Consider the following 25,752-nt stretch of genomic DNA (forward strand, 5'->3'; position numbering starts at 1 on the left):
GCCGCTACGTCGGGGCGTTCTCGAAGACTCGTTTCAGCTCGGCCGGTGAGCTCGACAGCGTCCGCCGCCCGAGAACCGCAAGGACCGCGAGGGTCATCACGAACGGGATGGCGTCCAGCGCGAACTGGTTCCACTGGTAGCCACGAGCTTGCAGAGCAGGCCCGAGGGCGATCGCCATTCCGAACAGGTAGGCGCCGCCCATCACCCGCCACGGGCTCCACACGGCGAAGATCACCAGGGCCACCGCGATGAAGCCGCGCCCGGAGACCATGTTCTCGAACCAAGCGTTCGCGTAGGCGATCGACAGGTGCGCGCCGCCGAGGCCAGCGAGCATGCCGCCGCCTGTGACAGCAGCGAACCGGGTCCACCGGACGCTGTACCCGTGCACCGTGAGCGAGTCGGCCCGCTCGCCCGCCGTACGCACGAGCAGCCCGACCCGAGTGCGAAACAGCACGAACCAGACCGTAGGCACCAGCAGATAGCTGAGGTAGAGCAGCGGGTCGTGCTGGAAGAAGATCGGTCCGAGTGCCGGGATGTCGCTGAGCAGCGGGATGTCCCACTCGCTGAACCCGACCACCGGTCGGCCGACGTACGCGGCGCCGAACAGCGAGGTCAGGCCGAGTGCCAGGAAGAGCAGGCTCAGACCGACGGCGAACTGGCTGGCGCCGCGGAACACCACCAGGTAGGCGTGCAACGCTGCCAGTGTGCCGCCCGCGACCGCACCCGCGAGGGCGCCCATCCAGGGGCTCCCGCTCTCGACCGCAACCGCGTACGCCGTCAGTGCGCCGACGAGCATGGAGCCCTCGGTGCCGAGGTTGATGACACCGGAGCGCTCGCCGACGGTCTCGCCCAACGCGGCGAACATGATCGACGTCCCGCCGGCCACGCCACCGCCCATCACATCGACGACCAGGCTCATGAGCGCGACACCTTCCGCTTCGTAGTGAACCCGAGGACCGCGATGAGGATCAGTGCGGTCAGCACGTTGACCGAGGACCCGGGTAGGCCGGAGTCCAGCTGGAGGCTGTCGCCCGCGACCGAGAGGGCGGCGAAGACAAGCGCTGCGACCACGATCGGGAACGGCTGGTGCCGGGCCAGCCAGCACGCCAGGAACGAGGTGTAGCCGAGCTGGTTGCCGAACCCGGGCCGCAGCTTGTACTCGACGCCGGCGAAGTGGATCATCCCGGCCAGCCCGGCCAGGGCGCCGCCGATCATGAGGGCTGAGATCACCAGGAAGCCGACGTTCAGGCCGGCGCGACGAGCGGCCTCCGCGTTGCCGCCCGCCACCGAGATCCGGAAGCCCCACCGAGTGCGGTTGAGCAGCAGGTGGACGGCAACCACCAGCACCAGCGCGATGATCAACCCGATGTGCACCTTGTTGCCGGCGGCGAGCACGGGCAGCTTGGCGGTGTCGACCAGCTCCTTGGTCGTCGGCTGTCCGACCGGGTTGTCCCGCCACGGCTGGTAGATCAGATACAGCAGCACGTCGAGGGCGATGAAGTTGAGCAGCAGGGTGCTGATCGCCTCGTTGACGCCGGCGACGAGCCTGAGGGCAGCGGCCAGGCCGGCCCACAGTGCTCCCGCGACCATGCTGGCGACCAGCATCGCGACGATGATCAGGCCACCAGGGGCGCCGTCGCCGAGCATCAGGAACGTGCCACAGGCGGCGACCGCACCGATGATGATCTGCCCTTCGCCGCCGACGTTGGTCAGCCCCGCACGGGCCGGGACCGCGACCGCGAGCGCCCCGAGGACGAGCGGCGTCATCTGGACGAAGATCTCCTGCACCGACCGGGGCCGGTTGAGGGTCGAGTCGATCATCTTGCTGTAGGCGTCGACCGGGTTCACGCTCTTGACCGCCAGCAGGACGCTGAAGATCACCAGTGCCGCTGCGATCGCCAGCACCCACCGCACCAGCACCGGGAGCATCTTGAGCAGGCGGGCGACGACTGGGCTGGGGTTGGTGCCGGTCATGTCTGCCGGGGTGATCGCGGTCATGCTGCCCCTCCGATCATCAGGCGGCCGATGTGCTGTCGGTCGAAGTCGGCCACGCTGATCACCCCGGAGATCTGGCCCTGGTGCATCACCAGGATCCGGTCGCACATGCTCATCAGCTCGTCCAGGTCCTCGGAGACCATCAGCACCCCGGCGCCGGCGTCGCGACGCTCCAGGAGCAGCTCCTGGGTACGGCGCGCGTTGGCGATGTCGAGGCCGCGGCTCGGGTACGCCGCCACGAGGAGCTTCGCGTCCAGGGCCAGCTCCCGGGTCAGCACGACCCGCTGGATGTTGCCACCGGAGAGCTCGCTGACCTTGCGGTGCGAAGGCGCGATCCGCAGGCCCAGCCGCTCGTTGTCGTCGACGGTCCGCCGGTGCACCCGGCGCCAATCGATGCCCAGGCGCCTGGACGGCAACGGCCGGCCATTGAGGACCATGTGCTCGACGACGTTCAGCCTGCCGACGACGGAGTCGGCCACCGGATCCTCGGGCACGCTCGCGGATCCGGCCGTGATCGCATCGCCCGGTGAGCGCACCTCGGCGCCGTCGACCCGGACAGTTCCCGAAGATGGGCGGCGCAGCCCGAGGGCGACCTCGCACAGCTCGCGCTGGCCACTGCCAGCGACGCCGGCGATGCCGACGAGCTCGCCCGCGCCGACCACGAGGTCGATCCCCGCCAGAGCCAGGTTGCCCTTGTCGCCGATGCAGTCCACCCGCGACAGCACGAGCGCGGGCGCCGTCGCCCCTGCGTGTCGTCCTGTTCCTCCGGCAGCAGAGCGTCGTACGAGGTCAGCAACGCTACGGCCGACCATCGCCTCGATCAGCTCGCTGTCGGTGTAGTCACCGGGGCGGACGTTCTCGAGGATGGTCCGCCCGCCACGCAGGACCGTCGCACGATCCGCGATCTGGCGGACTTCGTCGAGCTTGTGGGTCACGATGACGATGCCCAGGCCCTGTGCACGCAGGTGGTCCACGACCCCGAACAGCGCCTCCACCTCCTGTGGTGCAAGCACGCTGGTCGGCTCGTCGAGGATGACCAGCTTCGCGCCGGTCATCAGCACCTTCAGGATCTCCACTCGCTGCCGCTCACCGATGGAGAGCTGACCCACCCTGGCCGACGGATTGACCTCGAGGCCGAATCGCTCGCTCGCCCCGGCGATCCGGTCGGCGAGCCTGCCGGTACGGAGCACGAAGCCTTCCGGGACAGCCAGGGCGACGTTCTCCACCACGGTCAGCGCAGGGACGAGGCGCAGGTCTTGGAAGACCATCCCGATGCCGAGCTTGCGGGCATCCGCCGGGCTGTTGATCACAGCCTCCCTGCCGCCGAAGACAAGGTCCCCGGCGTCCGGGTGGTACACGCCGTAGATCATCTTCAGCAGGGTGCTCTTCCCGGCGCCGTTCTCGCCGACGAGTGCGTGCACCTCTCCCGGCAGGACCTCGAGGCTGACCTCGGTGTTGGCCTTGACCTCACCGAAGTGCTTGGTCAGACCCAGCACTTCGAGCAGCGGTTGCGGACCTCTGATGGACATGGCTCAGACCTCCCGGGTGATGCGGCTGCGCAGGGCTCGCCGACGCATGGCTTCGGCGGCGCGTTCCTCGACGATCTCCAGCGAGGCGCCGATGTGCTCGCGCAGCCGCTCGGCGGCGAGCAGGATCTGGTGGTCGAGGAGCGCGTCGACGATCGCGACGTGCTCGGCGGTGCTCGTCACGATCCGGTCCTCGCTGAGGAAGTCGTAGGTGCGGACGGGGCGGATCCGGACGTTCACCGACTCGAGCACCTCGACCAGGGCGAGGTTGCCCGACGCGCGGAGCAAGGCGACATGGAACGACTCGTCGAGCTCGATGAAGGAGCCGTCCGGCTCCGGAGGCGACTCCCGGATCTCCTGCCACTCGGCCCGGAGCGCCAGCAGCGCGGCGTGATCGTGCTCGATGCCGAACTCCCGGGCCCGGTTGATCCCCTGCAGCTCGAGCGCGAGGCGCAGCTCGTACAGGTCCCGGAGGTCGATCAGGTCGATCTCGGTCACGAAGTAGCCGCCGTCGGCGAACCGGCTCAGCAGCCGATCGGCATGCAGCCGCACGAACGCCTCGCGCACCGGCGTACGCGAAACCTCCAGCTGCTCGGCGATCTGCTCCTCGGCGAGGCGCTGCCCGGTCTGGAACTCGCCGAGCATGACCATCTTGCGGATCTCGGTGTAGGCGCGTTCGCGGAGGCTCTCGGCTGCTCCGGCCCGGCTCCTGGTGCGCACTCGTACCCATCCCTGTCGTCGAGTCCCGAGAGCCGCACCGTGTGGACCCGGCGCTGTATACGACCGTGTATCCAGCATGTTTCGAGCGATCGCCGGAAGCCGTTACGAGTTGTTTAAAGAGATTGCACAGTCGCGTGCGTCGAGCGGACCTCTAGGGTTCCGGCATGGCCCGCGTCGTCCTGGTGCACGGAGCGGCGACCAGCGCCCGCGTGTGGGACCGACTGGCTCCACTTTTGGTGGACCACGACGTCGTCTCGGTGGCGCGGCCCCGCACAGGCGACCTCGCCCGCGAGCTCGCCTGGCTCGCACCCCGGGTAGAGGGCGCCTGGGTGGTGGGCATGAGCGGCGGCGCCACTCTCGGTCTGGCGCTGGCGTCCGGGCCTGTGCCGCTGGCGGGGGCGATCCTGCACGAGCCTGCGGTCGGCACGCTCGCCCCGGGCCTGCTCGATCCGATGGTGAGGGCGTTCGAGGCGGGCGGAACAACCGCATTCGCGCGGATGCTGTACGGCGGGGCGTGGGCCCCGGCACTCTTCGGAGGGCCCCTCGAGGATGCCGTCACCGCACGGGAGCTGATGATGTTCCGGGGCTTCGAACCAGAACCACTTTCCGCGACCTGCGGCCGCGTCGTCGTCACCGTGGGTGAACGCTCCCCGGCCATCCGGCACGCCTCGGTCGAAGCCCTGCGCTCGGCGTACGGCCACGACGTCCTCACCGTCCCACGAGCCAGCCACTTCGCGGCCTACGAGGCTCCACACCAGTTCGCGGCGACTGTTCTGGCGGTCATCAACGGCCCCCAGTAGCAGGCTCATCCGGTCCTCGCGCAGGCGGCGCTGACCACTCCACCGATCCCGCTGGTCGCAGCGCCTGCGTCACACCGGCCGGAGTGTGGGCGCGTCGCGTCAGCAGATGTTGACTTCTGACAGTGGTTCGTGACGGCGATCGTCGTCGGGTGCGCCGCCCCTGTTGGCTTCAGGGGCGGCGCTCCGATGTGACTGGGTCGACGTGCAGTGTCGACGGGCCATTTGGTGTGGTCAGTGGCGCTTGACCCGGAACGTCGTCATGGCGTGGCGTCCATGGAACGCACCGGTCGCCGTCACGGTTTTCGTGCCCGCGAGCCGGCCGACGTGGATCACCGTGCGGTAGACGCCGTCGGCGGCGGCGTGTGCATTGGCCGGGGAGATCCTCTCTCCGCGGTAGGCAACGCGTACCGGCTCACCGGCGGCGAGGCCCGTGACCGTGACCCACTGGCGATGACGCTTGTGCATGACCTGTTTGGCCAGCTGGAGTCCGAGCGTCTTGGCCACGACGACCTGGATGGTCGTGGCGCCGGTGCGGTCGCGCTCGGACCCGGTCACGGTCACCGGCGTCGCGTTCTCACCGGTGCTGGCCGGCACCGTCACGGTCCGCGAGAGCGCACCGGTTGCGGTCGCCTGGCCGGTGGCGACCTGGATGCCACCGATCGTGATCGTGTACGGCTCGTTGGCCTCGAGGCCACCAGTCGTGACGACGACGCCCTTGCCGGCCAGGTGCAGTCCACCCGGCACGGTCACGGCCAGCTGCTGCGCGGGTCGGGCGACGCTGACGACGACCTGGCTGGTGGTGGTCCCGTTGGCGTTGCTCGCGGAGAGCACGTAGGTGTTGTCGCCCAGGGTGCTCGGGGCCATGTCGGCGGTCCCGGCCGACGGCTTGGAGCCGGTCCAGGCGCCGGACGCGGCCACCGTGTCGGCGTCGGTCGTGCTCCAGTCAAGGCTGGTGGTCTCCCCGCGACGGATGCTGCTGTGCGGAGTGGTCAGGGACAGGTCCGGTGCGAGCTCGGTAGCAACGTCGGCGGTGGGGTCCGAGGTGGCGCTGGCGTCGTCGTACCCGGCCTTGGTGACGGTGACCTGCACAGTCATCACGGTGTGCCGCTGCGCGGAAGCCAGCACATAGGTCGGGTCGGTGGCGCCGGCGATCGGGTTCCCGTCGGAGTACCACTGGTAACCGAGCTGATCGGGCGCGGGTGAAACCGTTCCGGGGTCCGCAGCCAGGGCCTGGCCGACCTTGACGGTGCCGGTGATCGTGGCGGCCGGCGCGCTGGCGAAGGTGGCCTTCGCAACAGCCGCGGTGACCTGGGACTGGGTGGTCGCCTCAAAGTGGTCCCTGGTCGCGCTCGCCTTGACGGTGAGCACCTGGCCGACATCAGCGGCGCCCGGGGTGTAGGTGCTGGTGCTGTCGCCGATCGGAGTCGCGCCGCGCAACCACTGCCACGTCACGGTCGCGTCGGCCGGGTTCAGGCCATCGGGCAACGTGGCCGACAGAGTGCCATCGACGACCGCGGTGCCGGTGATCACCGGGGTGGGGAGCGCGATCTGGCCACCGTCGACCGGGCCGACCGCTTCGGAGGTGACCGGGCTCGCGTCGGAGTAGCCGTCCTCGGTGGCGCCCACCTGGAAGGCGATGCTGTGTCCGGCGTCGTCGTTGGTCAACGTGTACGTCGTGGTGGTGGCGCCCGGGACCGCCGCGCCGTCACGCAGCCACTGATATGACTTGGTCGCGGCCTGGGGGGTTGCCGTGACCGTGGAGTCGTCCCCGGTCAGCGCGTCGCCGACCTGCGGTGTCCCGCTGCCGACCGACGTGATGGCCGGAGTTCCGGTGACGATCGGTGGCCCGGTGAGCGGTCCCGCGGTGATGGAACCCGCCGTCACGTGACGGGTCGGAAAGCAGTTCATGCACTCCCAGCTCTGGGTGCTGAGCGGAGCCACGTCTCCCTGGGATGCACCCGACAGGTCCCCGACGACCAACCGCACGTACCGGTTCGCGCCGGGCGCGTAGGCGTAGTAGTCGCCGCCCGGCCCGAAGCTGCCGAGACTGGAGTTGGAGGTGGTGTAGGTCATGGACGTGCCGAACGATCCCGTGTTGCCGCCACTCGTGGTGAGGTTCACCGCGGTGATGACCCCGGAGTCACTGAGGTCGAAGGTGCCTGTCATCTGCCCGCCGTCGTCGAAGGTGACGCCGGACAACGTCCAGGTTCGTGTGCTTGACGCAGAAGCGGTGCCGGTCGTGCCGATCAGCACCGAGATCGTCAGCGCGAGGAGCATGCTCGCAGCCAGGACACGGCGTCCGAGCGCGCGCAGAAAGACTGTGGGAGGGGTCATGGAAGAGGAGGTCCTATCCGAGTTGATGGCGGGCCTCGCCGGGCAGATCCCGAGACGCAATGACCACGCGAGACGGATCCTAGGGTCCAAGTAACCCCGATAGTTCTGAATTGGTTCAATTGCAACGATTACCCGTTTCTACCGAGATGCTCAAGCCGGCCGAGCCGCGCACGGATGACGCCTCGGGATGCCCCGCGGAGGGCTCGGCTTCCGGCCAGGCGGTCGCGTGACGTCCACAATTCGCCCGCCGCACGGGACACCGCGGCGGCATAGCCCTCTCACTCGTCGCTCACCAATTCGGCGAGTACTGCGGTCGGCCTGAGGGCGCGTAGACCTGGATCGCTACGCCCTTCGAGTCGGTGCGAGATTCGACTACGTCCAGCGCGATGTCGAGGCCATCGTGGGGGAACAGGCGAGTGCCTTGACCGAGCACGACGGGAACGACGAGCAGCGTCATCTCGTCGACCAGGTCGTAAGCGAGCAGCGAGCGGATCAAGGCACCGCTGCCATGAACCTGCACCTCACGGCCCGGACGGGCCTTCAGTTCGCGCACCGCCTTCGGAAGGTCACCGGACAGGAGGGTCGTGTTCTCCCATTGCGGTTCGGTGAGCGTGGTCGACGCGACGTACTTGGGCGCGCTGTTCAGTGCCACGCCGATGGGATGGGTGCGCATCTCTTCGACCGTTCCCCAGGTCGCGGCGAACATCTCGTAGGTGGACCGCCCGAACAAGAACGCGTCGGCGCGCTGGTAGGTCTCGGTGATGAAAGCCCCGGTCTCGTCGCTGAACGCGCCCATGGCCCACCCGCCGCGCTCGAATCCGTTTCTGCGTTCCTCGTCGGTCGCGTGGCCGTTTCCCTGCATGACACCATCCACGGTCACTTGAGTCATGGTCGTGAGCTTCATGATCACCATTCCTCTGTCGTGGCGCCCCTCTTCTTGTGGGCCCTCACGGTGGCTACGAGCGGCACCGTCCCGATCCGACACTGGCCTGCCTGACAACTTCCAGGAACCAGTTGGGCCGTCGGGTGGGGTCGCAACCCTCGTACGGAGTTGCGACGCACCGCCGCGCGTGGGCCAGCACCATGCAACCAGCTCAAGAGATGGGCGGAGGGCGCCGCCTTGGCGTCGCATGAAGCGAGTGCTAGGAGTAGCGGTGGCTCTTGGCGGCGTGGCCATGGTCGCGTGTGCAGGTGCGTCCGTTCATCGAGCGGTGCCCACACAGCGCGCCGGGTGCGTCAGTGGGCGAAGGCGAACCAGGCGTGCTGGTGGCCTTTGCCTTCGCGGGTCGATCCGCCGGTCTGGCCGGCGTCGAGGCGGCGGTCGACCCCACGGACCTTTCCCTGTAACGAGCCTCGCGCATGGCCCGCAGTGCTGCTTCCTTGCTCATCGTGCATTCACCCGACGAACTGTAGGCGCGCGGGCCGACAGATTGTTTCAGGCGCAGCGACGCCGACCGGTCCGCTTTCCAGGGCTGCAGCCCGGATGCGAGACGTCTGTTTCGAGCAGGCCGCGGCTCGCCCGAGAGAGTCCGTCCGGGTCAGCTCTCCACGTAGACCGCGAGGGTGTCTGCGTGCACACCGTCGTACCGCATGGCCTCTGCGCCCGCCTCGCTCTCGATCACCGCCTGGAACGCAGCCATGTCAGCCACGTCCATGCTGAGGCCGACACGGTTGGGCCGGCTGGGATCGACGAAGGTCCGGATGTCGGTCGCGACGGATGCGAAGACCTCCTCGCGTTTGGGGGAGGAGGTCCAATGGGCGACGTCGTCGACTTCGTGGGTAGCGATCAACCTGGGCATCCGGAGTCCTTCATTGTTGAAGTGATCCACGAGTGCGCGGATCCACTTCACGGTACGTACGGGCCCGCACCGGCGCTATAGCCCAGCTGTGCGCGCGATGGCCGGCGTTGTACGGCGCGCCGGCTACGGCACCCACTCCGTCGTGACGGTCAGGTCGGTGAACTCCGGTGGGGCCGCCAGCACCTTGGCCATCAGCTCCTGGATGGCCTGCTGTCCTTCGGCGCGCCGCGGATCCTGCTCGCGCTCGCGCGCCTTCTCCTGGCTCTCGAACACGGCCAGGATGTACGCCGAGTCGGGATCCTTCTCGTCGCGCATGAAGAGCTCACGTAGGAGCCCCGACCCGGGCTGCTCGGCCGCCTTGAGCACGTCGGCCAGGGCCGAGAGGTCGGACCCTGCCGTCAGTTGCACCTTGATGAGCTGGGCCCACATGGTTGGTCTCCTCCGTCGGTGACCTTTCAGAGTAGGACCGTGGCGACCTGCGGTGTCGGCGCTCAGGGCTCGGCCCCCGCGAGCTGTGACAGCATGAGGCGCGTGGAGACTCCCCCGGCTGTGCAGCGGATGATCGTTGCGACGAATGCCGGCGACCACGATGCGTTCGTGGACGCGTTCTCGGAGGACTGCTACCTCGAGGACTGGGGCCGCCAGTTCCGCGGCCATGAGGGCGTGGCCGCCTGGGACCGGACCGACAACATCGGCAAGAAGTCCCACTTCGAGGCGCGCGGCACGCGCAGAAGCGGCGACACCTACATCGTGACGCTCGAAGTCAGCGGTGACGGGTTCAACGGCGCCAGCGACATCGCCTTTGAAATCGAGGGCGACCGCATTCGCTCGATGGTGATCAAGCCCGACTGAAACACGCTGCTCTGTCGATGCACGCGCGTCACCTCCGCCACGCACGACGGCCGCTAGACGGGTTTGCGACCGACGACGTAGAGGCGCTGCGTGGTCTCGCCCCGAGCGGTCAGGGGGCCGCGCAGATACCACTCGATGTCGACGAGACCAGCTGACTCTGCGACTCCCACCACGAAGGCTGGATCGTGCAGGACGAAGTCCAGGTCGACCTGCTGGCCGAACCACTCGTCGAGGTGCCGGACCTCGGTCCCGGCGTGCATGGCGAGGACCAACGACCCGCCGGCGGCGACGGGACGGACCAGGGCGGTGACCGCGTCGGGCAGCTCGGAGGCGGCCAGATGGATCAGGGAGTACCAGCCGAGGACGGCCGCCCACCCGGGGCTCGCGGCGGGGCGGCCCAGTCGGCGCAGGTCGCCGACCTCGTACGTCGGACCCGGGAAGCGCCGGCGGGCCTCGGCCACCATCGCCGGCGAGACGTCGATCCCGGTTGCGTCGGCGCCGCGGTCGGCCAAGTAGGACGTGACGTGACCCGGACCCGAACCGACCTCGACCACGGGCTGTCCGGTCGCGTCGGCGACGACTCGGTCCAACAGCCAGGTCTCGAACGGCAGGTCCCGCAGCTCGTCGGCGAGCTGGTCGGCATAGCTGGTCGCGACGGCGTCGTACGACGACCGCACCGTCGCATCGCGCGCATCCGCCCCGCCCGCGATCACCACCTCACGGTCGACCTCGGTTGCAGCGACGGTCGCGGATGCCTCCGGGGCCGGACCGAGGAGGTGCACCCAGCGACGATCCTGCTGCCCGGGCCGCCTCTCGAGCTCGCGGACCAACGGCTCAGGACGGCCCGCCATCCGGCGCAGACAGGCCTCGACCTCGCCCCGGTCGGCGAACGGGTGCAGTCGTTCGGTGCGGGTTCGCAGCTCACCCGGCGACTGCGGCCCCCGGAGCAGCAGCACGGTGAGGATCGCCCGCTCGTCGGGGTCGAGCCCGAGCTGCTCGTCGAGGATCTGGTGGTACTTCAACGTGCGTCGCCCAGTGTCCGACCACACGATGCGCAACAGGCCTCGGTCCTTCAGCGAGCGCGCGGTCCGCTCGACGGTCTGCTCGTCGAAGTCGACGACCGGCTCGCGGTTGCTGGTCTGGTTGCAGGCGGTTCGCAACGCGTTGGCCGTGAGCGGGTACGACGCCGGCACCGTCGCCTGCTTCTCCAGCAGGCTTCCGAGGATGCGTTGGTCTTCGGCGTCGAGCACGGGAAGTTCGGTCACCCTGACGACCCTAGATCCCGTGCCCATGACGGCTCGAGAGTCAGGCGCCAAGACCGCACGACACCCACGCGCCTCGCTGCCCGGCCGACCTCAGCCATCCAGTCAGGCCGATGTGCGGGAAACGTGGGCGACCTCCGGGTGAGCGCCTTACCGTGACCCGCATGATCTCGGTCTTCTACCTGGCGGTACCGCTCGCGTTCGCGGGTTTCTGGCTCGCTCTCGGTGTGTTCCTCGGCGTGCGTCTGGGCGAGCGTCGGTTGATGAACCGCATCCGCAACGCGCCACCTTCGACGCCCCTCGCGGCGCACCTGGGAAACACGGTCGCGCGCTCGGCGGGCCGTCGAGCCGAGTAGGGCGTCAAGCCGGCGCGGCCGGAGTGCTGGTCCGACTCACGTCCGAGCCACGCCGTCGTACCGGACCCGGTAGCGCAGATGGGTCGCCTCCCGGCCTTCGATCGTCCGGACGTGCTCGAGCTCGACGGGATCGCCGTCGTGAGGCTCGAACAGCCGCCGGCCATGGCCGAGCAGGACCGGCACGAGGTGGATCTCCAGCTCATCGAGCTGACCGGCCGCGAGCAGCGACTGCGCCGCGCTTGCCCCGTGCACCATCACCGCACGATCCCCGGCGGCCGCTCGTGCCTGGGCAGCGCAGGCAGCGACGTCGTCGAAGTACGTCACCAGGGGCGGCCGATCGTCGTCCTCGACGTGGTGCGTCAACACGTGGATCGCCACTCCGTCGTGGTGGTCACCGCCCCAGCGGCCGGCGAGCTCGTAGGTACGGCGGCCGGAGATCAGCGCTCCGGTCGCCAGCGCCTCGGCGTACACCTGCCCATTGGGACCGGGCGACAACCGGTCGTCGAGCCAGTTGAACAGGCGCCCGCCGCCACGACCGAGCTCTTGCCCGGTCCGGTCGTCGGGGCCGGCGATGAAGCCGTCCAGGGACATCGACATGTAGAGCCTGATCGGCGTCGTCAAGCCCTCCGCCTCAGCGGGCGAGCTCGGCTCGGCGGGCGCCAAGGTACGCCGGGCGGCAGGATCGGGATGCTGCATCTGTGTCATCTCCTGTGATCGTGGCGACGCACTCGTGGGCGGCGCTTCAGGAGTGCAACGAACAGGTCGGCCGCCGTACGACAACGTCGAGGTGGTCGCTGGAGACTTCAGACGGGTCCACCGTGGCCGTCGCCCACTCCACGATCAGGCGACCTTCGAGCTCGCCGGCTTCCCGTTGGTCGTCGGCGTGACCGGTGCAGGCTCGGCCGGACTCTTCCTGAGCCGCGACCTCAGCTTCCCGCGCTCGTTCTGGTTGGTCACCGTGTACAGCGCCGCGGCCGCGACGAGGACGCCGCCCTGGACGACGTTCTGGTAGTTCGCGCCGATGTTGAGGACGTTGAAGCCGTTGCTCAGCGTGAACAGGATCAGAGCGCCGACCACGGACTTGCCGACGTACCCGGAGCCCCCGAAGAGCGACGTGCCGCCCAGCACGGCCGCGGCGATGACGGTGAGCTCACCGCCGGTCAGCACCGTCGGGTTGACCGAGTTGAACCGGCCGGCGTACAGCACCCCGACGACTCCGGCCATCGCGCCGTTGAGGACGAACGCGCCCATCTTGTAACGGTCCACGGGGATGCCGGACAGCCGCGCTGCCTCGGCATTGCCGCCCACTGCGTAGAGATTCCGGCCGACGACCGTGAACCTCAGGACGGCGCCCGTCACGACCGCCAGCACGATCATCAACCAGGTCGGCACGGTCTGGTCGAGGAGCAGCGGCCGGAGTGACGCGACCACGAGCAGGCCCACACCGGCGAGGAGGAAGACGGCCCACTCGGCGAGCGCTCGACCGCGGCTGGAGGACCGCATCACCATCGCGATCCCGCCGCCGACCAGGGCCACAGCCAGGACCAGCGCGAGCCACAGCGGCATCGTCCAGCGGTGGGTGGCCATCGTCAGCAGCGCGGTCTCCTTCGCCGTGATGCTCTGGCCGTCGAGGATCGCCTCGACGACACCGCGCACGGCGGTCAGGGTGCCGAGCGTGACGATGAAGGCGTTGACGCCGACCTTCTGGACCAGCACCGCGTTGACGAACCCGACGAGCGCGCCGACGAGGACCGCGGCGACGAACGCGAAGAGCACGCCGTGCCCGTCGATGGTCTTCAGCGCGACCGTGCCCGCGAGCGCCGCCGTCGAGGCGACCGAGAGGTCGAAGTTGCCGCTGATCAGCACCACGGTCATGAAGATCGCGAGGATCCCGATCAGCGCGGTCTGGTCGAGGATGTTGCTGATGTTGACGCTGCTGAGGTAGCCCGAGCGACCCTGCGTCTCCGACATCGTGGCGATCACTGCGACGAGGAGGACGAGGGCGTACACGACCCCGGCGGAACGCACCGAGAAGCGGCGCGCCAGCAAGGTTCCGGCGGACAGGCTCGGGGCCGAGGTGGAGGTGGACATGAGATGCCTTTCGAGGGTGAGGTCAGGCGGTGCGGGGGCCGGCGAGGCCCGAGGCGTAGGCGGTGATCTCGTGGAGATCGGTTTCGGCCGAGACCAGCTCGGCGACCAGGCGGCCGCGACGGAGCACGAGGATGCGGTCGCAGACAGAGCGCAGCTCCTCGAACTCGGAGCTGACGATGAGCACGCCGCGGTCCGCCTCGGTCTGGCGGCGGATCAGCCGCAGGATGTCGGCCTTGGCGCCGACGTCGACGCCGGCGGTCGGCTCGTCGAGCAGGATCACCCGGGCGGGGCCGTAGAGCCACTTGCCGAAGACGACCTTCTGGGCGTTGCCGCCGCTGAGCTGCCCGACGGGTGTCTCCACCGACCCGGTGACGATGCCGAGATCGCGGACCGAGGCCTCGGCGGCAGCACGCTCATCGCGTTCGCGCGGCACCAGTCCGGCGTACGACGCCCGGCCGAGGTAGGGCAGCGACTCGTTGCGCCAGATCTCCCAGTCGGCGAGCAGCCCCTGCCGGTTGCGGTCCTCCGGGACGAGGGCGAGGCCGGCCCGGACGCGGGCACGCGGCGCGTTGCGCAGCGGCTTGGAGTCGGCGACGGTGACGTGCCCGCGGGCGCGCCGGTCGGCGCCGAAGATCGCCTGGAGCAGCTCCGAGCGACCGCTGCCGAGCAGGCCGGCCAGACCGACCACCTCGCCTGCGCGCACCTCCAGCGACACCGGCCCGAACTTCCCGGGCGACTCGAGTCCCTCCACGCGGAGCAGGGGCTCGCCCCATCCGCGCCCGGGGACCGGGGCCGAGTCCTCGAGCCGGGCCAGCCGCTCGCCGACGACGGCGGTCACCAGGCCTTCCTGGTCGGTCTCGGCGGTCGGTGAGTCCAGCACGACGCGGCCGTCCCGCAGCACCGTCAGGTGGTCGGTGAGCTCCATGACCTCGTCGAGGAAGTGCGAGACGTAGACGAAGGCGGTGCCCTGGTCGCGCAGCCGGCGTACGACGGCGAAGAGGATGTCGCGCTCGTGCGGCGACAGCGCGGCCGTCGGCTCGTCGAGGAGCATCAGCGTGGGCCTGCGGGCGAGGGCCTGCACGATCGCCACCATCTGGCGACCTCCGACCGACAGCTCCGCGACCTGGAGGTCCGGGTCGAGCGGGTAGCCGATCCGGTCGCACAGCTCGGCGAGCTCGTCGCGTCGCCGCGCGGCATCCCACCGGACCCCGTCCCGCATCCCGAGGAAGACGTTGTCGAGCACGGTGAGCGAGTCGACCAGTGGCGTGTGCTGGTGCACCGCGGCCAGGCCCGCGTCGAGGGCCTGGGCCGGGGAGGTCCAGTCGACCGTGTCCCCTTGCCAGGCCAGCGACCCCGAGGTCGCGGGCTGAGCACCGCAGAGGATCTTGATCAGGGTGGACTTGCCGGCTCCGTTGGAGCCGAGCAGTCCGTGGACCGATCCCGGGCGCACCTGAAGGGACACGCCGCGCAGCGCGTAGGTGCCGGTGGAGTACCGCTTGTGCACGTCCGTCACGGAGAGGACGGGTGCGCCCGGGTTCGGTGTCGTCATCTGCGTTCTCTACCTGTCACCACTGCGGCTGGCACGAGTCGACGTTGGCCTTCGTGACACCGGGGGTGTCGTAGAAGGTGGTCTTCGGTGCACCCGACAGGTTGCCCTTGAGCGCGTCGACCATGGCCTTGACCGCCATCTGACCCTCCGTGTACGGCTTGTAGCAGACCGTCCCGTAGACAGTGCCCGCCTTGATCGCATCGATTCCCCCGGCGGAGCCGCCGACACCGATGATCTTGGCGCTCGAGCCCGCGGACTTGGCCGCGGCCGCGCAGCCCACCGCCATGTCGTCGGAGATCGCGTAGAACAGCGAGACCTTCGGGTGCGCCGCCAGGATGTTCTGGCAGGCGGACTGACCGCCCTCCTTGGTCCAGTCACCGGGCTGGTTGGCGACGACCTTGAAGCCGCCCTTGTCGGTGAGGGCCTTCTCGAAGTCGTCGACGCGGGTCTTGTTCTCGACGAAGCCGGCCGCACCGGTGATGATCGCGACGTCGCCACCGTTCGGCACTGCCTCGACCGCCATCTTGCCCGCGGTCGCGCCGGCACCGGCCTCGTCCTCGTCGATCACGTACTTGAGCTTCTCGTAGGGGTCGTCGACGCTCCGGTCGGCCCCGACGTACCCGTGCGCGGTGCCCACGGCGATCCCGGCGGCGTCGGCCTGGTCGACCATCGCCTGGGCGGGCCCGGGCGAGAGCGGGACCAGGATGATGCCGTCGACCTTCTGGCCGATGAGGTCCTGGACCTGGCTGGCCTGCTTGGCCTGGTCGCCCTGCGAGTCGAGGACCACCAGCTTCACGCCGAGCTTCTTCGCCTCGGCCTGGGCGCCCTTGGCGATCGCGGCCGGGAAGGTCACCGACATCTGCTGGTTGGCCAGGCCGATGGTCAGCTCCTTCGAGCCCGACGACGTGGACGACTTGGTGTCCTCGGTGTTGCAGGCGGCGAGGCTGAGGGCTGTCAGGGCGGCGAGCGCCCCGACGGCCAGCGTGCGCGGCATTCGGTTCATGGGGTTACTCCTTGTCGAGGGGCGTGGTGAGCGGGGGTGCTGCATCGGCCGGTCCGGTGTTGCCGTGGGGTGGTCCCTGACTGGCTTGGTGCCCGGGTGGGTGCGTGGGTTCGCCACTGGCCGCCCAGACCTTGAGTGCCTCGTCGCAGATCGCTGAGGCTTGACCGAGATATCCCTGTGGCCACGGCAGGACGGGCTCGACGTCGCGCCACACCTCGGCGGTCACGACATCGCGTACGGCGTCCCGCAACGGCACGTCCTCCTGGCGCGAGTGCCGCACGGCGGCGTACACCAGCTCGTGGGCGGGGCCGCGACCCAGGTGCGGAGCCAGCGCCATCATGTAGGCCTCGGCCATCAGGCGCCCGCCGTCGGTCTCCAGGTTGGCGAGCATCCGCTCGGGGAAGACCCGCAGGCCGGCAATCGCGTCCCGGGCCGAGAGCAGCGCACCGGCGGTCGCGGTGAATGTGGCCGGCACCGCCGCCCACTCGACGTGCCACTCGCCGGCGGCGCGTTCATGACCCGCCTCCATCGCCCGGTACAGGCCGGCGGCTGCCGTGGCCGCCCAGGCGCCGAAGCCGACCGCCATCTCCGAGGAGATCGGGTTGGCCTTCTGGGGCATCGTCGAGCTGGCCCCGCGGTACATCCCGTCCTCCTCGGCGACCTCGCCGATCTCGAGGCGGGACATGTCGATGATCTCCCGACCCAGGCGGGTGCAGGTGCTCGCGATCTCTGCGGCCGCATGACCGGCCGCGACGAAGCGGTCCCGGGCGACGTGCCACGGGACGCCGCAGTCCTGGAGGCCGAGCTCGTCGGCCAGGGCTGCCCGGACGGCTCCGGCATCGGCGCCGAGAGCGGCCGAGGTGCCGCCGGCACCGAACAGCGAGACCACGCGGACGTCGTCGGTCACCGTCCGCAGCCTTCCGCGCTGGCGCGCCAGGGTGTCGAGGAAGACGGCCAGCTTGGCGCCGAAGGTGGTGGGGACCGCCTGCATCACGTGCGTGCGCGCAGCCATCGTGCTCTCGCGGTGCAGCGCGACCAGCCGGGCCAGGGCATCTCCCAAAGACCCGAGCAGGTCGTCGATGTGGACGAGCGCCTCACCTATCTGGAGCGCCATCCCGGAGTCCATGATGTCCTGGGTGGTGGCTCCGTAGTGGACGTGCGCGGCGTCGGCCTCGGGGAGGTTCTCGCAGATCATCCGGACCAGCGGCAGGATGGGGTAGCCCACCACCGCCGACTCCTTCCAGAGGCGGGTGAGGTCGATCGACTCCATCACGCACGCGTCGGCGATGCGCTCCCCGACCTCGATGTCGACGACGCCGGCCGAGGCGAGGGCGCGTCCGAGGGCCGCCTCCACACGGAGCCAGGACGCGACGGTCCGCTCCTCCGAGAACACCCGCTCCATGGCGGGGTCGCCACCGATGCGGGCCAGCAGGTCGAAGTGCACATGAACTCCAGTCAAACGATTGAATAGACGAAACGTACGTACCGGGTCCGGGGGAAGTCAAGCGTTTGACCGAAGAGATTCGACGAGGGTCGGATCTGGGAGGTCGCCGCGTGCGTGGCACCGCGATCACGGGCGGGTTTGACCTGCGCCCCCGGCGGGTACCGCCGCGCATGACCATCCGCCTCGCGATGCTCGGCGACTCCATCGCCGCCGGACGAGGCGCGTCGCGACGTACTGAGACCGCCGGGGCCCGGCTCGCCCACCGGCTCCGCGACGAGGGCGCGACCGTCACCACGCGCGTGTTCGCCGCACCCGGAGCGCGGAGCAGCATGCTCGCCGACCAGGCTGACCGCGCGGCGGGCTGGCGGCCCTCGGTCGCGGTGGTCGTCATCGGCGCCAACGACCTGCTCCACCACACCAACGCCGGCCGCGCAGCACGCCAGCTCGGTGACGCCGTACGCCGGCTCCGCGAGGCCGGCGCCGAGGTCGTCGTCGCGCCCGCGCCCGACCTGAGCGCCCTGCCCGACACTCCGCTGGGCCTCGTCCCGGTGCTGCGGTCGGCGAGCATGCTGCTGCGCGACTCCCAGATCATCGCCGCCCGGACCGCAGGCGCCCACGTCGCCGACCGTGACCACGGGACCGCCCGGGCGTTCGCCGCCGACCGCTCGCTGTTCTGCGGCGACCGGTTCCACCCCTCGAGCGCCGGCTACGCCGTGATCGCGGAAGCCCTCTATCCCGCGGTCGCGACCGCTCTGGCGGCTCGCGAGGAGCGCCGGCGGCGGGCCGCCACGACCCGCAGCCGGCGCACCGCGTCGGTCGGCTGACCCGGGCGGAGTCCTCCGCTGCCAGACTGGCCGGGATGACGCCCTGGCACCTGCTGGTCGCCGTCGCCGGCGGGCTCCTGCTGCTCTGGCTCGCCCTGGTGGCGACGCTCTACGTCGCCGGCCGCCGCTCCGGCGAGCCGGCCGGCCTGCGCGAGGCCCTTCGGCTGCTGCCCGACGTGGTCCGCCTGCTCCGTCGGCTTGCGTCCGACCCGGAGCTGCCGCGCGGCGTGCGCCTGCGTCTCGCCGGAGCTGCGGTCTACCTGGCGTTCCCGCTCGACCTGGTGCCGGACTTCATCCCGGTCGCCGGCTACGCCGACGACATCATCGTGGTCGCCCTCCTCCTGCGCTCGGTCGCCCGGCGCGCAGGTGTCGACGCGATCGACCGGCACTGGCCGGGCACTCCCGAGGGGTTGCGAATCCTCAAGCGCGTCACCGGCCTGGCCGGCTGAGGCCTCAGTCCGCCGGCGCCATCTGCAGCGGCGCGAGCGTCCCGAGCGACTCGGCCACGACGACGGCGTCGTCGCCGACCTGCAGGCGGAAGCCGGGCTCCGGGTTGATGTACGCCGAGCCCTCGCGGCTCACGGCGAGGAGGGTGGCGCTGTGATCGGAGCGCATCCGCTCCGACAGCTGGTCGACGGACAGGCCGACGTAGTCGTCGGGAAGCTTCACCCGGTAGAGCTCGGATCCCTTGCCGCCGGACACGATGTCGGTGACGATCTCCGCCAGGCCCGGGTAGAGGGACGAGCGTGCCATCAGGCGCGAGACCAACCGTGAGCTGACCACGATCTCGTCGGCGTGGGCACGCCGGAAGTGCTCGACGTGGTCGGGGTTGTTGGCCTCGACCACGGTGCGCACGTGCGGCGCGATCGACTCGATCGCCATCACCGAGAGGATCGAGCGCATGTCGGCCTCGTTGCTCGCGTCGGCCGGGCACACGACCGCCGCCATGGCGTCCTCGATGCCCGCGCGACGCAGGTCGTCGGCGTTGGTGATGTCTCCGCTGACGAAGTACACCCCGCTTCCCGCCGGGTTCTTGTCCCCGGTGTGCAGCAGCACGACCTTGGTGGCGTACTCGTCACCACCGAGCTCGCTGATCAGCTCGCGTGCGGTGGGGTTCCATCCACAGACCACGATGTGGTCCCGGTAGCCGGCAGCACCCATTCCCTGACCCTCCTTGAGCAAGATGTCGATCACGAAGCCGACCAGGGCTCCGGTGATCGCGGCGACGATCGCCACCCCGAAGAGCACGAGCAGCCAGCTGATGAACTTGCCGCCCGGCGTCTCCACGTAACCGGTGTCCCCGTTGCCGAGGACGGTGGTGATGCCCCAGTAGAAGCTGTTGCCGAACTTGGAGGCGGCCGCGCCGACGCTGTCGTGCGGACCCTCGAGAGCGGTGAGGAGACCGGCGGCGACGATCACGAAGCTGCTCAGCGCGACGAACAGCCTCAGGAAGAAGCCGCGTTCCAGCCCGCCGGTCATCCGGCGGATGTGGAAGGCGAGCCGGGACAGCAGGGGCAGGTCGAAGAGCCTCGCGATCCGCCTGCCGATTCTCGCCATCCCCGCCTCCGGACGTGCCAGCCCAAGCCCGAGACCCTCGGATCATGGCACCGCCGCGACGACCGCGCCGGAGTTTCGCCGACAACGAGGCCGCGTGGCGCCCTGCTGATACCCGCGGTACGCCGTCCAGCGGTTGAATGTGCCGCATGACCGTGCACCGCGAGACGTCCGGACCCATCCTCACTGTCACCCTCGACCGGCCCGAGGCGCGCAACGCCGTCGACCGGGAGACCGCCGAGGCGCTGGCGGAGGCGTTCCGGGCCTTCGACGCCGACGACTCCCTGAGCGTCGCGGTGCTCACCGGTGCGGGCGGCACGTTCTGCGCGGGTGCCGACCTCAAGGCACTGAGCCGGGGCGACTCGGTGAACCGGCTCGAGCCGGACGGCGACGGACCGATGGGACCCAGCCGGATGCGGCTGACCAAGCCCGTGATCGCGGCGATCGAGGGGCACGCCGTTGCGGGCGGCCTCGAGCTGGCGCTGTGGTGCGACCTCCGGGTGGCGGCCGAGGACGCCGTGCTCGGCGTCTTCTGCCGCCGCTGGGGCGTGCCGCTGATCGACGGCGGCACGGTCCGTCTGCCCCGGCTGATCGGTCAGTCCCGCGCCCTGGACCTGATCCTGACCGGACGCGCGGTCGATGCGCAGGAGGCCCTGGCGATCGGGTTGGTCAACCGGTTGACGCCGGCCGGGCAGGCGCTCGGGCGAGCCCAGGCCCTGGCCGCCGAGATCGCGGCGTTCCCGCAGGTGTGCGTGCGCAGCGACCGCGCCGGCGTCCTGGACCAGTGGGGCCTCGACGAGGAGGCGGCGATCGCCGTGGAGTTCGGTCACGGCCTGCGGGCGATCGAGGCCGAGTCACTCCAGGGGGCCGCCCGGTTCGCCGAGGGCGCCGGGCGCCACGGCGCCTTCTGAGAAGACGGTTACCGGAACCCGCCATACCCGGATAAATCGGGCGTCCGGAAAAAGCGTCGAGGCTCGACGCCATCGGCGTCGAGCCCCGGAAGAGCTGAAGGTCGTGCGGTCAGTCTGCGGCGCCGCGCTGGGCCGGGATGACCCCGCCCAGGAGCTCCTTGACCTCGGCCTCGCGGTAGCGACGGTGACCCCCGAGCGTCCGGATCGCGCTCAGCTTTCCGGCCTTGGCCCACCGGGTCACGGTCTTGGGGTCCACGCGGAACATTGCTGCGACCTCGGCGGGTGTCAGCAGGGTCTCGGTCTCGGTGGTGTGCTGCATGGTGGTGCCCCTCGTTCGGTGGTTCGTCTGTATGAGGACATATCGAGCATGACACTCACGGCAAGTCGTGTAAAGCAGACCAAACGGACATGGGCTTTCCGGTCTAGACAGATACACAAAAGGGGCAGACCGCCCGTAACCAGAGTAGGGTTTGTGTCGTTTCCGGCGCCATCCCAGCCGAAAGCACGCCACCCCAGCAACGCACCGCCACCCCTGGTGCCCGACGGTGAGGCAGAGCCGCGATGAAGAGTCCGAACAGCGTTCCAGCCGGCGTCTTCGCCGGGTTCGACGGCCACGAGCAGGTCGTCTTCTGCGCCGACGAGGCCAGCGGCCTCCGCGCGATCATCGCCATCCACTCCACGGCCCTCGGGCCGGCCCTCGGTGGCACCCGCTTCTACCCGTACGCCGACGAGGCCGCCGCGCTGGCCGACGTGCTCAGGCTCGCCCGCGGCATGTCCTACAAGGCCGCACTCACCGGCCTGGACCTCGGCGGTGGCAAGGCGGTGATCATCGGCGACCCGGCGACGGCGAAGACCGAGGCACTGCTGCGGGCCTACGGGCGCTTCGTCCAGTCCTTGCACGGGCGCTACCTGACCGCGTGCGACGTCGGCACCGTCAGCGAGGACATGGACGTCGTCGCCCGCGAGTGCGACTTCGTCACCGGGCGCACGACGGCCCACGGGGGCGCCGGTGACTCCTCGGTGCTCACTGCGTACGGCGTGTTCCAGGGAATGCGCGCCGCGGCCGAGGTGGCCTGGGGCGTGCCCACGCTTGCCGGGCGCACGGTCGGGATCGCCGGGGTCGGCAAGGTCGGACGCCACCTGGTGGGCCACCTGCTCGACGACGGCGCCCAGGTGGTGGTCTCCGACGTCTCTCCGCAGGCAGTCCTGCGCGTGCTCGAGGTCCACCCCGAGGTGCGCGCGGCCGGCAGCACCGCCGAGCTGGTCCGCGACGCCATCGACGTCTACGCCCCCTGCGCCCTGGGCGGTGCGCTCGACGACGACGTGGTCGCGGGGCTGCAGGCGAAGGTGGTCTGCGGGGCGGCGAACAACCAGCTCGCCCACGACGGCGTCGAGAAGCTGCTCGCCGACGCCGGGATCCTCTACGCGCCGGACTACTGCGTGAACTCGGGAGGTCTCATCCAGGTGGCCGACGAGCTGATCGGCTTCGACTTCGACCGGGCCCAGCAGCGCGCGGCCGGCATCTTCGAGACCACGCGCGAGGTCTTCCGCATCGCCGCCGACGAGGACATCCCACCCTCGGTCGCCGCCGACCGGATCGCCGAGCGCCGGATGGCCGCGATCGGGCGGCGACACCTCTGGCTGGGTGAGCGCTGAGGCTCGAAGTCACCGGCGCGCCCGGGCCGGCGTCGCCGGCGGGTGCGTCAGTCGCTCAGTCGCGTGTCGACGAGGGCGAGTAGTCCGCCCACTCGTCGGGGTCTGCCTCGGGCTCGGCCTCCGCGGACGGTCCCTCGTCCCCGTGGAGCTCCTTGGCCAGCTGACTGAAGTCCGTCTCGTGAGTGCGGTACTTCAGATCGCGAGCAACCTTGGTCTGTTTCGCCTTCGCACGGCCGCGCCCCATTGGGTCGACCCCCTCGCACACTTGGCCGGCGCTCAGAGGCTGCCGGTCGGAATCATCGTCTCGTGGGACAACCGTACCTGCCGACAGGTCATTCCCGCACGTCGGATCGCCCAGCGACCGGCACCCGCCCCGCGAATCGGGGGCCGAAGGCGTCAGACGTGGTCGCCGACGAGGTGCACGGCGCCCCGCTCGGCGTCGCTGGTGGCCTCGGCGACAGTGCCCGCGACCCACGCGTCGACCTCGTGCTCGGCGAGCAGCGCGATCGCTCGGTCGGCGTCGTCCGCAGCCGTGAGCGCCACCATCCCGACGCCGCAGTTCAGGGTGCGCTCGAGGTCGGAGCGCGCGACCGAGCCGGTCTGCTGGACCAGCCCGAACACCGGCGGCAGCGCCCAGGTGCCGCGGTCGATGGTGACCGTCAGCTCCGCGGGCAGCACCCGCTCCAGGTTGGCCGCGAGCCCGCCGCCGGTCACGTGCGACATCGCGTGCGTGGCGGTGCCGTGGGCGAGAGCGAGGCATGCCTTGGCGTAGATCCGGGTCGGCTCGAGGAGCTCCTCGCCGAGCGTGCGACCGAGGTCGTCCACGTGCTCGTCGAGCGTGCGGCCCGCCCCACCCTCGGACGGCGCAGCGAGCAGCACGTGGCGCACCAGGGAGTAGCCGTTGGAGTGCAGTCCGCTGGAGGCCATCGCGATCACCACGTCACCCGGGCGGACCAGGTCGGGACCCAGGAGCGCGTCGGCCTCGACGACCCCGGTGGTGGAGCCGGCGACGTCGTACTCGTCGGGCCCGAGGAGACCCGGGTGCTCGGCGGTCTCACCCCCGATGAGGGCGCAGCCGGCCTGCACGCACGCCTCGGCGATGCCCTGGACGATCGCCGCGACGCGTTCGGGTACGACGCGGCCGGTGGCGATGTAGTCGGTGAGGAACAGCGGCTCGGCGCCGCACACGACCAGGTCGTCGACGAGCATGCCGACCAGGTCGAAGCCGATCGTGTCGTGCTTGTCGAGTGCCTGCGCGATGGCGACCTTGGTGCCGACGCCGTCGGCGGAGGTCGCCAGGAGCGGGCGGTCGTAGGACTTCAGCGCGCTCGCGTCGAACAGCCCGGCGAACCCGCCGATGCCGCCGATCTGCTCGGGACGACGGGCCTTCTCGATCCAGACCTTCATCAGCTCGACGGCCTTGTCGCCGGCCTCGATGGAGACGCCGGCGGCCTCGTACGTGGTGCCACTCACGGGCGGTCCAGGGCGTCGCCGGCGCCGCCACCCGCCAGCGAGGCGGCCAGGCCGTCGACGTCGAGCTGGCGGTCGGGCACCATCAGCGCCGGCTCGAGCAGGTGCTTGCCCAGCAGCTCGGGCTCGGGGAGCGGCACCGGGTAGACGCCGTCGAAGCAGGCGCGACAGAGGTTGTCCGCCGGCACCGAGGTGGCCTCGACAAGCTCCTCCAGCGAGATGTAGGCCAGCGAGTCCGCGTCGATCGAGGCACAGATCTCGTCGACGGAGAGCCCGGTGGCGATCAGCTCGGCACGCGTGGCGAAGTCGATGCCGTAGAAGCACGGCCACTTCACCGGCGGGCTGGAGATGCGCACATGTACCTCGCGAGCACCGGCCTCGCGCAGCATGCGCACCAGGGCGCGCTGGGTGTTGCCGCGCACGATCGAGTCGTCGACGACCACGAGCCGCTTGCCCTCGATGACGTCGCGCAGCGGGTTCAGCTTGAGCCGGATGCCGAGCTGACGGATCGTCTGGCTGGGCTGGATGAAGGTCCGGCCGACGTAGCTGTTCTTCACCAGCCCGGTGCCGTAGGGGATCCCGCTGGCCTCGGCGTAGCCGATCGCGGCCGGCGTGCCGGACTCGGGCACCGGGATGACGAGGTCCGCGTCGGCGGGGAACGAGCGCGCGAGCTTGCGCCCGATCTCCACCCGCACGCTGTGGATGCGCTGGTTGGAGATCCGCGTGTCGGGACGGGCGAGGTAGACGAACTCGAAGAGGCAGCCCTTCGGCGCGGCCTCCGCGAACCGCCGGCTGCGGAGCCCCTCCTCGTCGACCGCGACCATCTCGCCGGGCTCGATCTCGCGGATGTACGACGCGCCGACGATGTCGAGGGCGGCGGTCTCCGAGGCCACCACCCAGCCCCGCTCGAGGCGGCCGAGCACGAGCGGCCGGATGCCCTGCGGGTCGCGGGCGGCGTACAGGGTGCTCTCGTCCATCCAGACGAAGGAGAAGGCGCCCTTGACCTGCGGCAGCAGCTCGACGGCCCGGTCCTCGAGCGTCCCGCCGCCATGGTGGGCGAGCAGCGCTGTCACCAGCGAGGTGTCGTTGGTGCTGGTCTCGAGGTTGCGGGCGTGGATCTCCAGCTCACCGGAGTCGCTGGGGAGGTCGGCGACCATCTGGGCGAGCTCGCTGGTGTTGGTCAGATTGCCGTTGTGCCCGAGCGCGATCGACCCGGTCGCCGTCGGCCGGAACGTCGGCTGCGCGTTGTGCCAGGTGCTCGCCCCGGTCGTGGAGTAGCGCGCGTGACCGATGGCGATGTGGCCCTTGAGCGCCTCGAGCGTGGACTCGTCGAAGACCTGGGAGACCAGGCCCATGTCCTTGTAGACGAGGATCTGGCGCCCGTTGCTGACCGCGATGCCGGCCGACTCCTGGCCGCGGTGCTGGAGGGCGTAGATGCCGTAGTACGCGAGCTTCGCGACGTCCTCGCCGGGGGCCCACACGCCGAAGACGCCGCAGGCGTCCTGGGGTCCGGTGTCCTGGGGGTCGAGCTCGTGGGTCAGGCGGCCGTCGCCGCGACGCCGAGGAGAAGGGGCTCCGGCGGGCTGTCCTGGAAGGGCCACACGCA

General features: G+C 70.2%; 26 protein-coding genes. 7 read left to right on the top strand and 19 right to left on the bottom strand.

Features of this window, described 5'->3' with window-relative positions; translation table 11 throughout:
• Positions 1 to 4: 4 nt before the first annotated feature.
• From ACVW00_RS18840 to ACVW00_RS18855, 4 genes are read right to left on the bottom strand one after another with little or no spacing between them, the layout of a single operon-like run.
• A complete protein-coding gene (locus ACVW00_RS18840) occupies positions 5 to 919 on the bottom strand; it encodes an ABC transporter permease (protein WP_457112425.1) in 915 nt (304 codons plus the stop codon).
• On the bottom strand, positions 916 to 1,998 hold the full coding sequence (locus ACVW00_RS18845; protein WP_457112426.1) for an ABC transporter permease: 1,083 nt from the start codon (positions 1,996 to 1,998) through the stop codon (positions 916 to 918). The genes ACVW00_RS18840 and ACVW00_RS18845 overlap by 4 nt, the downstream gene beginning before the upstream one ends.
• Positions 1,995 to 3,524 carry an ABC transporter ATP-binding protein gene (locus tag ACVW00_RS18850; RefSeq protein ID WP_457112427.1) on the bottom strand — a complete coding sequence of 510 codons (1,530 nt, stop codon included), beginning with the start codon at positions 3,522 to 3,524 and terminating at the stop codon, positions 1,995 to 1,997. Before ACVW00_RS18850 ends, ACVW00_RS18845 begins: the two co-directional genes overlap by 4 nt.
• A gap of 3 nt (positions 3,525 to 3,527) precedes the next feature.
• Positions 3,528 to 4,241, bottom strand: a complete 714-nt coding sequence (locus ACVW00_RS18855; protein ID WP_457112428.1) for a GntR family transcriptional regulator — start codon at positions 4,239 to 4,241, stop codon at positions 3,528 to 3,530.
• Between the two features lie 164 nt (positions 4,242 to 4,405).
• Between ACVW00_RS18855 and ACVW00_RS18860 the strand changes: the two genes are divergently transcribed.
• The gene (locus ACVW00_RS18860; RefSeq protein ID WP_457112429.1) at positions 4,406 to 5,041 is read left to right on the top strand and encodes an alpha/beta fold hydrolase; all 636 of its coding nucleotides are present in this window, start codon (positions 4,406 to 4,408) and stop codon (positions 5,039 to 5,041) included.
• 231 nt (positions 5,042 to 5,272) lie between these two features.
• Here the strand turns inward: ACVW00_RS18860 and ACVW00_RS18865 are convergent, their stop codons facing one another.
• The 4 genes from ACVW00_RS18865 to ACVW00_RS18880 form a co-directional block, all read right to left on the bottom strand.
• Positions 5,273 to 7,375, bottom strand: coding sequence for a hypothetical protein (locus tag ACVW00_RS18865; RefSeq protein WP_457112430.1), 2,103 nt, complete (start codon positions 7,373 to 7,375; stop codon positions 5,273 to 5,275).
• A 289-nt stretch (positions 7,376 to 7,664) separates the two neighbouring features.
• On the bottom strand, positions 7,665 to 8,279 hold the full coding sequence (locus ACVW00_RS18870) for a dihydrofolate reductase family protein (RefSeq protein WP_457112431.1): 615 nt from the start codon (positions 8,277 to 8,279) through the stop codon (positions 7,665 to 7,667).
• Between the two features lie 634 nt (positions 8,280 to 8,913).
• A complete protein-coding gene (locus tag ACVW00_RS18875; RefSeq protein WP_457112432.1) occupies positions 8,914 to 9,174 on the bottom strand; it encodes a hypothetical protein in 261 nt (86 codons plus the stop codon).
• Between the two features lie 123 nt (positions 9,175 to 9,297).
• Positions 9,298 to 9,603, bottom strand: a complete 306-nt coding sequence (locus ACVW00_RS18880; RefSeq protein ID WP_457112433.1) for a hypothetical protein — start codon at positions 9,601 to 9,603, stop codon at positions 9,298 to 9,300.
• Positions 9,604 to 9,705: 102 nt separating this feature from the next.
• On the opposite strand from ACVW00_RS18880, the gene ACVW00_RS18885 reads away from it, so the two are divergent.
• Positions 9,706 to 10,026 carry a nuclear transport factor 2 family protein gene (locus tag ACVW00_RS18885; protein ID WP_457112434.1) on the top strand — a complete coding sequence of 107 codons (321 nt, stop codon included), beginning with the start codon at positions 9,706 to 9,708 and terminating at the stop codon, positions 10,024 to 10,026.
• Positions 10,027 to 10,079: 53 nt separating this feature from the next.
• On the opposite strand, the gene ACVW00_RS18890 is transcribed toward ACVW00_RS18885, so the two are convergent.
• Complete coding sequence (locus ACVW00_RS18890) at positions 10,080 to 11,291, bottom strand: DUF480 domain-containing protein (RefSeq protein ID WP_457112435.1); 1,212 nt, start codon at positions 11,289 to 11,291, stop codon at positions 10,080 to 10,082.
• 161 nt (positions 11,292 to 11,452) lie between these two features.
• Between ACVW00_RS18890 and ACVW00_RS18895 the strand changes: the two genes are divergently transcribed.
• On the top strand, positions 11,453 to 11,644 hold the full coding sequence (locus ACVW00_RS18895; protein WP_457112436.1) for a hypothetical protein: 192 nt from the start codon (positions 11,453 to 11,455) through the stop codon (positions 11,642 to 11,644).
• A gap of 36 nt (positions 11,645 to 11,680) precedes the next feature.
• Here the strand turns inward: ACVW00_RS18895 and ACVW00_RS18900 are convergent, their stop codons facing one another.
• From ACVW00_RS18900 to ACVW00_RS18920, 5 genes are all read right to left on the bottom strand, one after another.
• Positions 11,681 to 12,349: a dihydrofolate reductase family protein gene (locus ACVW00_RS18900; protein WP_457112437.1), complete on the bottom strand. Its 669-nt coding sequence runs from the start codon at positions 12,347 to 12,349 to the stop codon at positions 11,681 to 11,683.
• Positions 12,350 to 12,484: 135 nt separating this feature from the next.
• Complete coding sequence (locus ACVW00_RS18905) at positions 12,485 to 13,735, bottom strand: ABC transporter permease (protein ID WP_457112438.1); 1,251 nt, start codon at positions 13,733 to 13,735, stop codon at positions 12,485 to 12,487.
• A 22-nt stretch (positions 13,736 to 13,757) separates the two neighbouring features.
• Entirely contained in the window at positions 13,758 to 15,284 is a 1,527-nt protein-coding gene (locus tag ACVW00_RS18910; protein WP_457112439.1) for a sugar ABC transporter ATP-binding protein, read from the bottom strand.
• Between the two features lie 16 nt (positions 15,285 to 15,300).
• The gene (locus ACVW00_RS18915) at positions 15,301 to 16,287 is read right to left on the bottom strand and encodes a sugar ABC transporter substrate-binding protein (RefSeq protein WP_457112440.1); all 987 of its coding nucleotides are present in this window, start codon (positions 16,285 to 16,287) and stop codon (positions 15,301 to 15,303) included.
• A gap of 4 nt (positions 16,288 to 16,291) precedes the next feature.
• Positions 16,292 to 17,731, bottom strand: a complete 1,440-nt coding sequence (locus ACVW00_RS18920; RefSeq protein ID WP_457112441.1) for a class-II fumarase/aspartase family protein — start codon at positions 17,729 to 17,731, stop codon at positions 16,292 to 16,294.
• Positions 17,732 to 17,901: 170 nt separating this feature from the next.
• Between ACVW00_RS18920 and ACVW00_RS18925 the strand changes: the two genes are divergently transcribed.
• Both ACVW00_RS18925 and ACVW00_RS18930 read left to right on the top strand, forming a co-directional pair.
• Positions 17,902 to 18,555, top strand: coding sequence for an SGNH/GDSL hydrolase family protein (locus tag ACVW00_RS18925; RefSeq protein ID WP_457112442.1), 654 nt, complete (start codon positions 17,902 to 17,904; stop codon positions 18,553 to 18,555).
• A gap of 35 nt (positions 18,556 to 18,590) precedes the next feature.
• A complete protein-coding gene (locus ACVW00_RS18930) occupies positions 18,591 to 19,004 on the top strand; it encodes a YkvA family protein (protein ID WP_457112443.1) in 414 nt (137 codons plus the stop codon).
• A gap of 4 nt (positions 19,005 to 19,008) precedes the next feature.
• Here the strand turns inward: ACVW00_RS18930 and ACVW00_RS18935 are convergent, their stop codons facing one another.
• Positions 19,009 to 20,112, bottom strand: coding sequence for a potassium channel family protein (locus ACVW00_RS18935; protein ID WP_457112444.1), 1,104 nt, complete (start codon positions 20,110 to 20,112; stop codon positions 19,009 to 19,011).
• Positions 20,113 to 20,258: 146 nt separating this feature from the next.
• On the opposite strand from ACVW00_RS18935, the gene ACVW00_RS18940 reads away from it, so the two are divergent.
• Positions 20,259 to 21,020: a crotonase/enoyl-CoA hydratase family protein gene (locus ACVW00_RS18940; RefSeq protein ID WP_457112445.1), complete on the top strand. Its 762-nt coding sequence runs from the start codon at positions 20,259 to 20,261 to the stop codon at positions 21,018 to 21,020.
• 109 nt (positions 21,021 to 21,129) lie between these two features.
• Here ACVW00_RS18940 and ACVW00_RS18945 read toward each other — a convergent pair whose 3' ends face one another.
• Positions 21,130 to 21,339 carry a BldC family transcriptional regulator gene (locus tag ACVW00_RS18945; RefSeq protein WP_457112446.1) on the bottom strand — a complete coding sequence of 70 codons (210 nt, stop codon included), beginning with the start codon at positions 21,337 to 21,339 and terminating at the stop codon, positions 21,130 to 21,132.
• A 242-nt stretch (positions 21,340 to 21,581) separates the two neighbouring features.
• Between ACVW00_RS18945 and ACVW00_RS18950 the strand changes: the two genes are divergently transcribed.
• Entirely contained in the window at positions 21,582 to 22,676 is a 1,095-nt protein-coding gene (locus ACVW00_RS18950) for a Glu/Leu/Phe/Val family dehydrogenase (protein WP_457112447.1), read from the top strand.
• 55 nt (positions 22,677 to 22,731) lie between these two features.
• On the opposite strand, the gene ACVW00_RS18955 is transcribed toward ACVW00_RS18950, so the two are convergent.
• The 3 genes from ACVW00_RS18955 to purF form a co-directional block, all read right to left on the bottom strand.
• Positions 22,732 to 22,920, bottom strand: coding sequence for a DUF3073 domain-containing protein (locus ACVW00_RS18955; protein ID WP_457112448.1), 189 nt, complete (start codon positions 22,918 to 22,920; stop codon positions 22,732 to 22,734).
• 152 nt (positions 22,921 to 23,072) lie between these two features.
• Positions 23,073 to 24,149: a phosphoribosylformylglycinamidine cyclo-ligase gene (gene purM / locus ACVW00_RS18960; protein WP_457112449.1), complete on the bottom strand. Its 1,077-nt coding sequence runs from the start codon at positions 24,147 to 24,149 to the stop codon at positions 23,073 to 23,075.
• Positions 24,146 to 25,747: an amidophosphoribosyltransferase gene (purF, locus tag ACVW00_RS18965; protein ID WP_457112450.1), complete on the bottom strand. Its 1,602-nt coding sequence runs from the start codon at positions 25,745 to 25,747 to the stop codon at positions 24,146 to 24,148. Before purF ends, purM begins: the two co-directional genes overlap by 4 nt.
• Positions 25,748 to 25,752 lie beyond the last annotated feature (5 nt).

The sequence above is a fragment of the Marmoricola sp. URHA0025 HA25 genome, assembly GCF_054059435.1.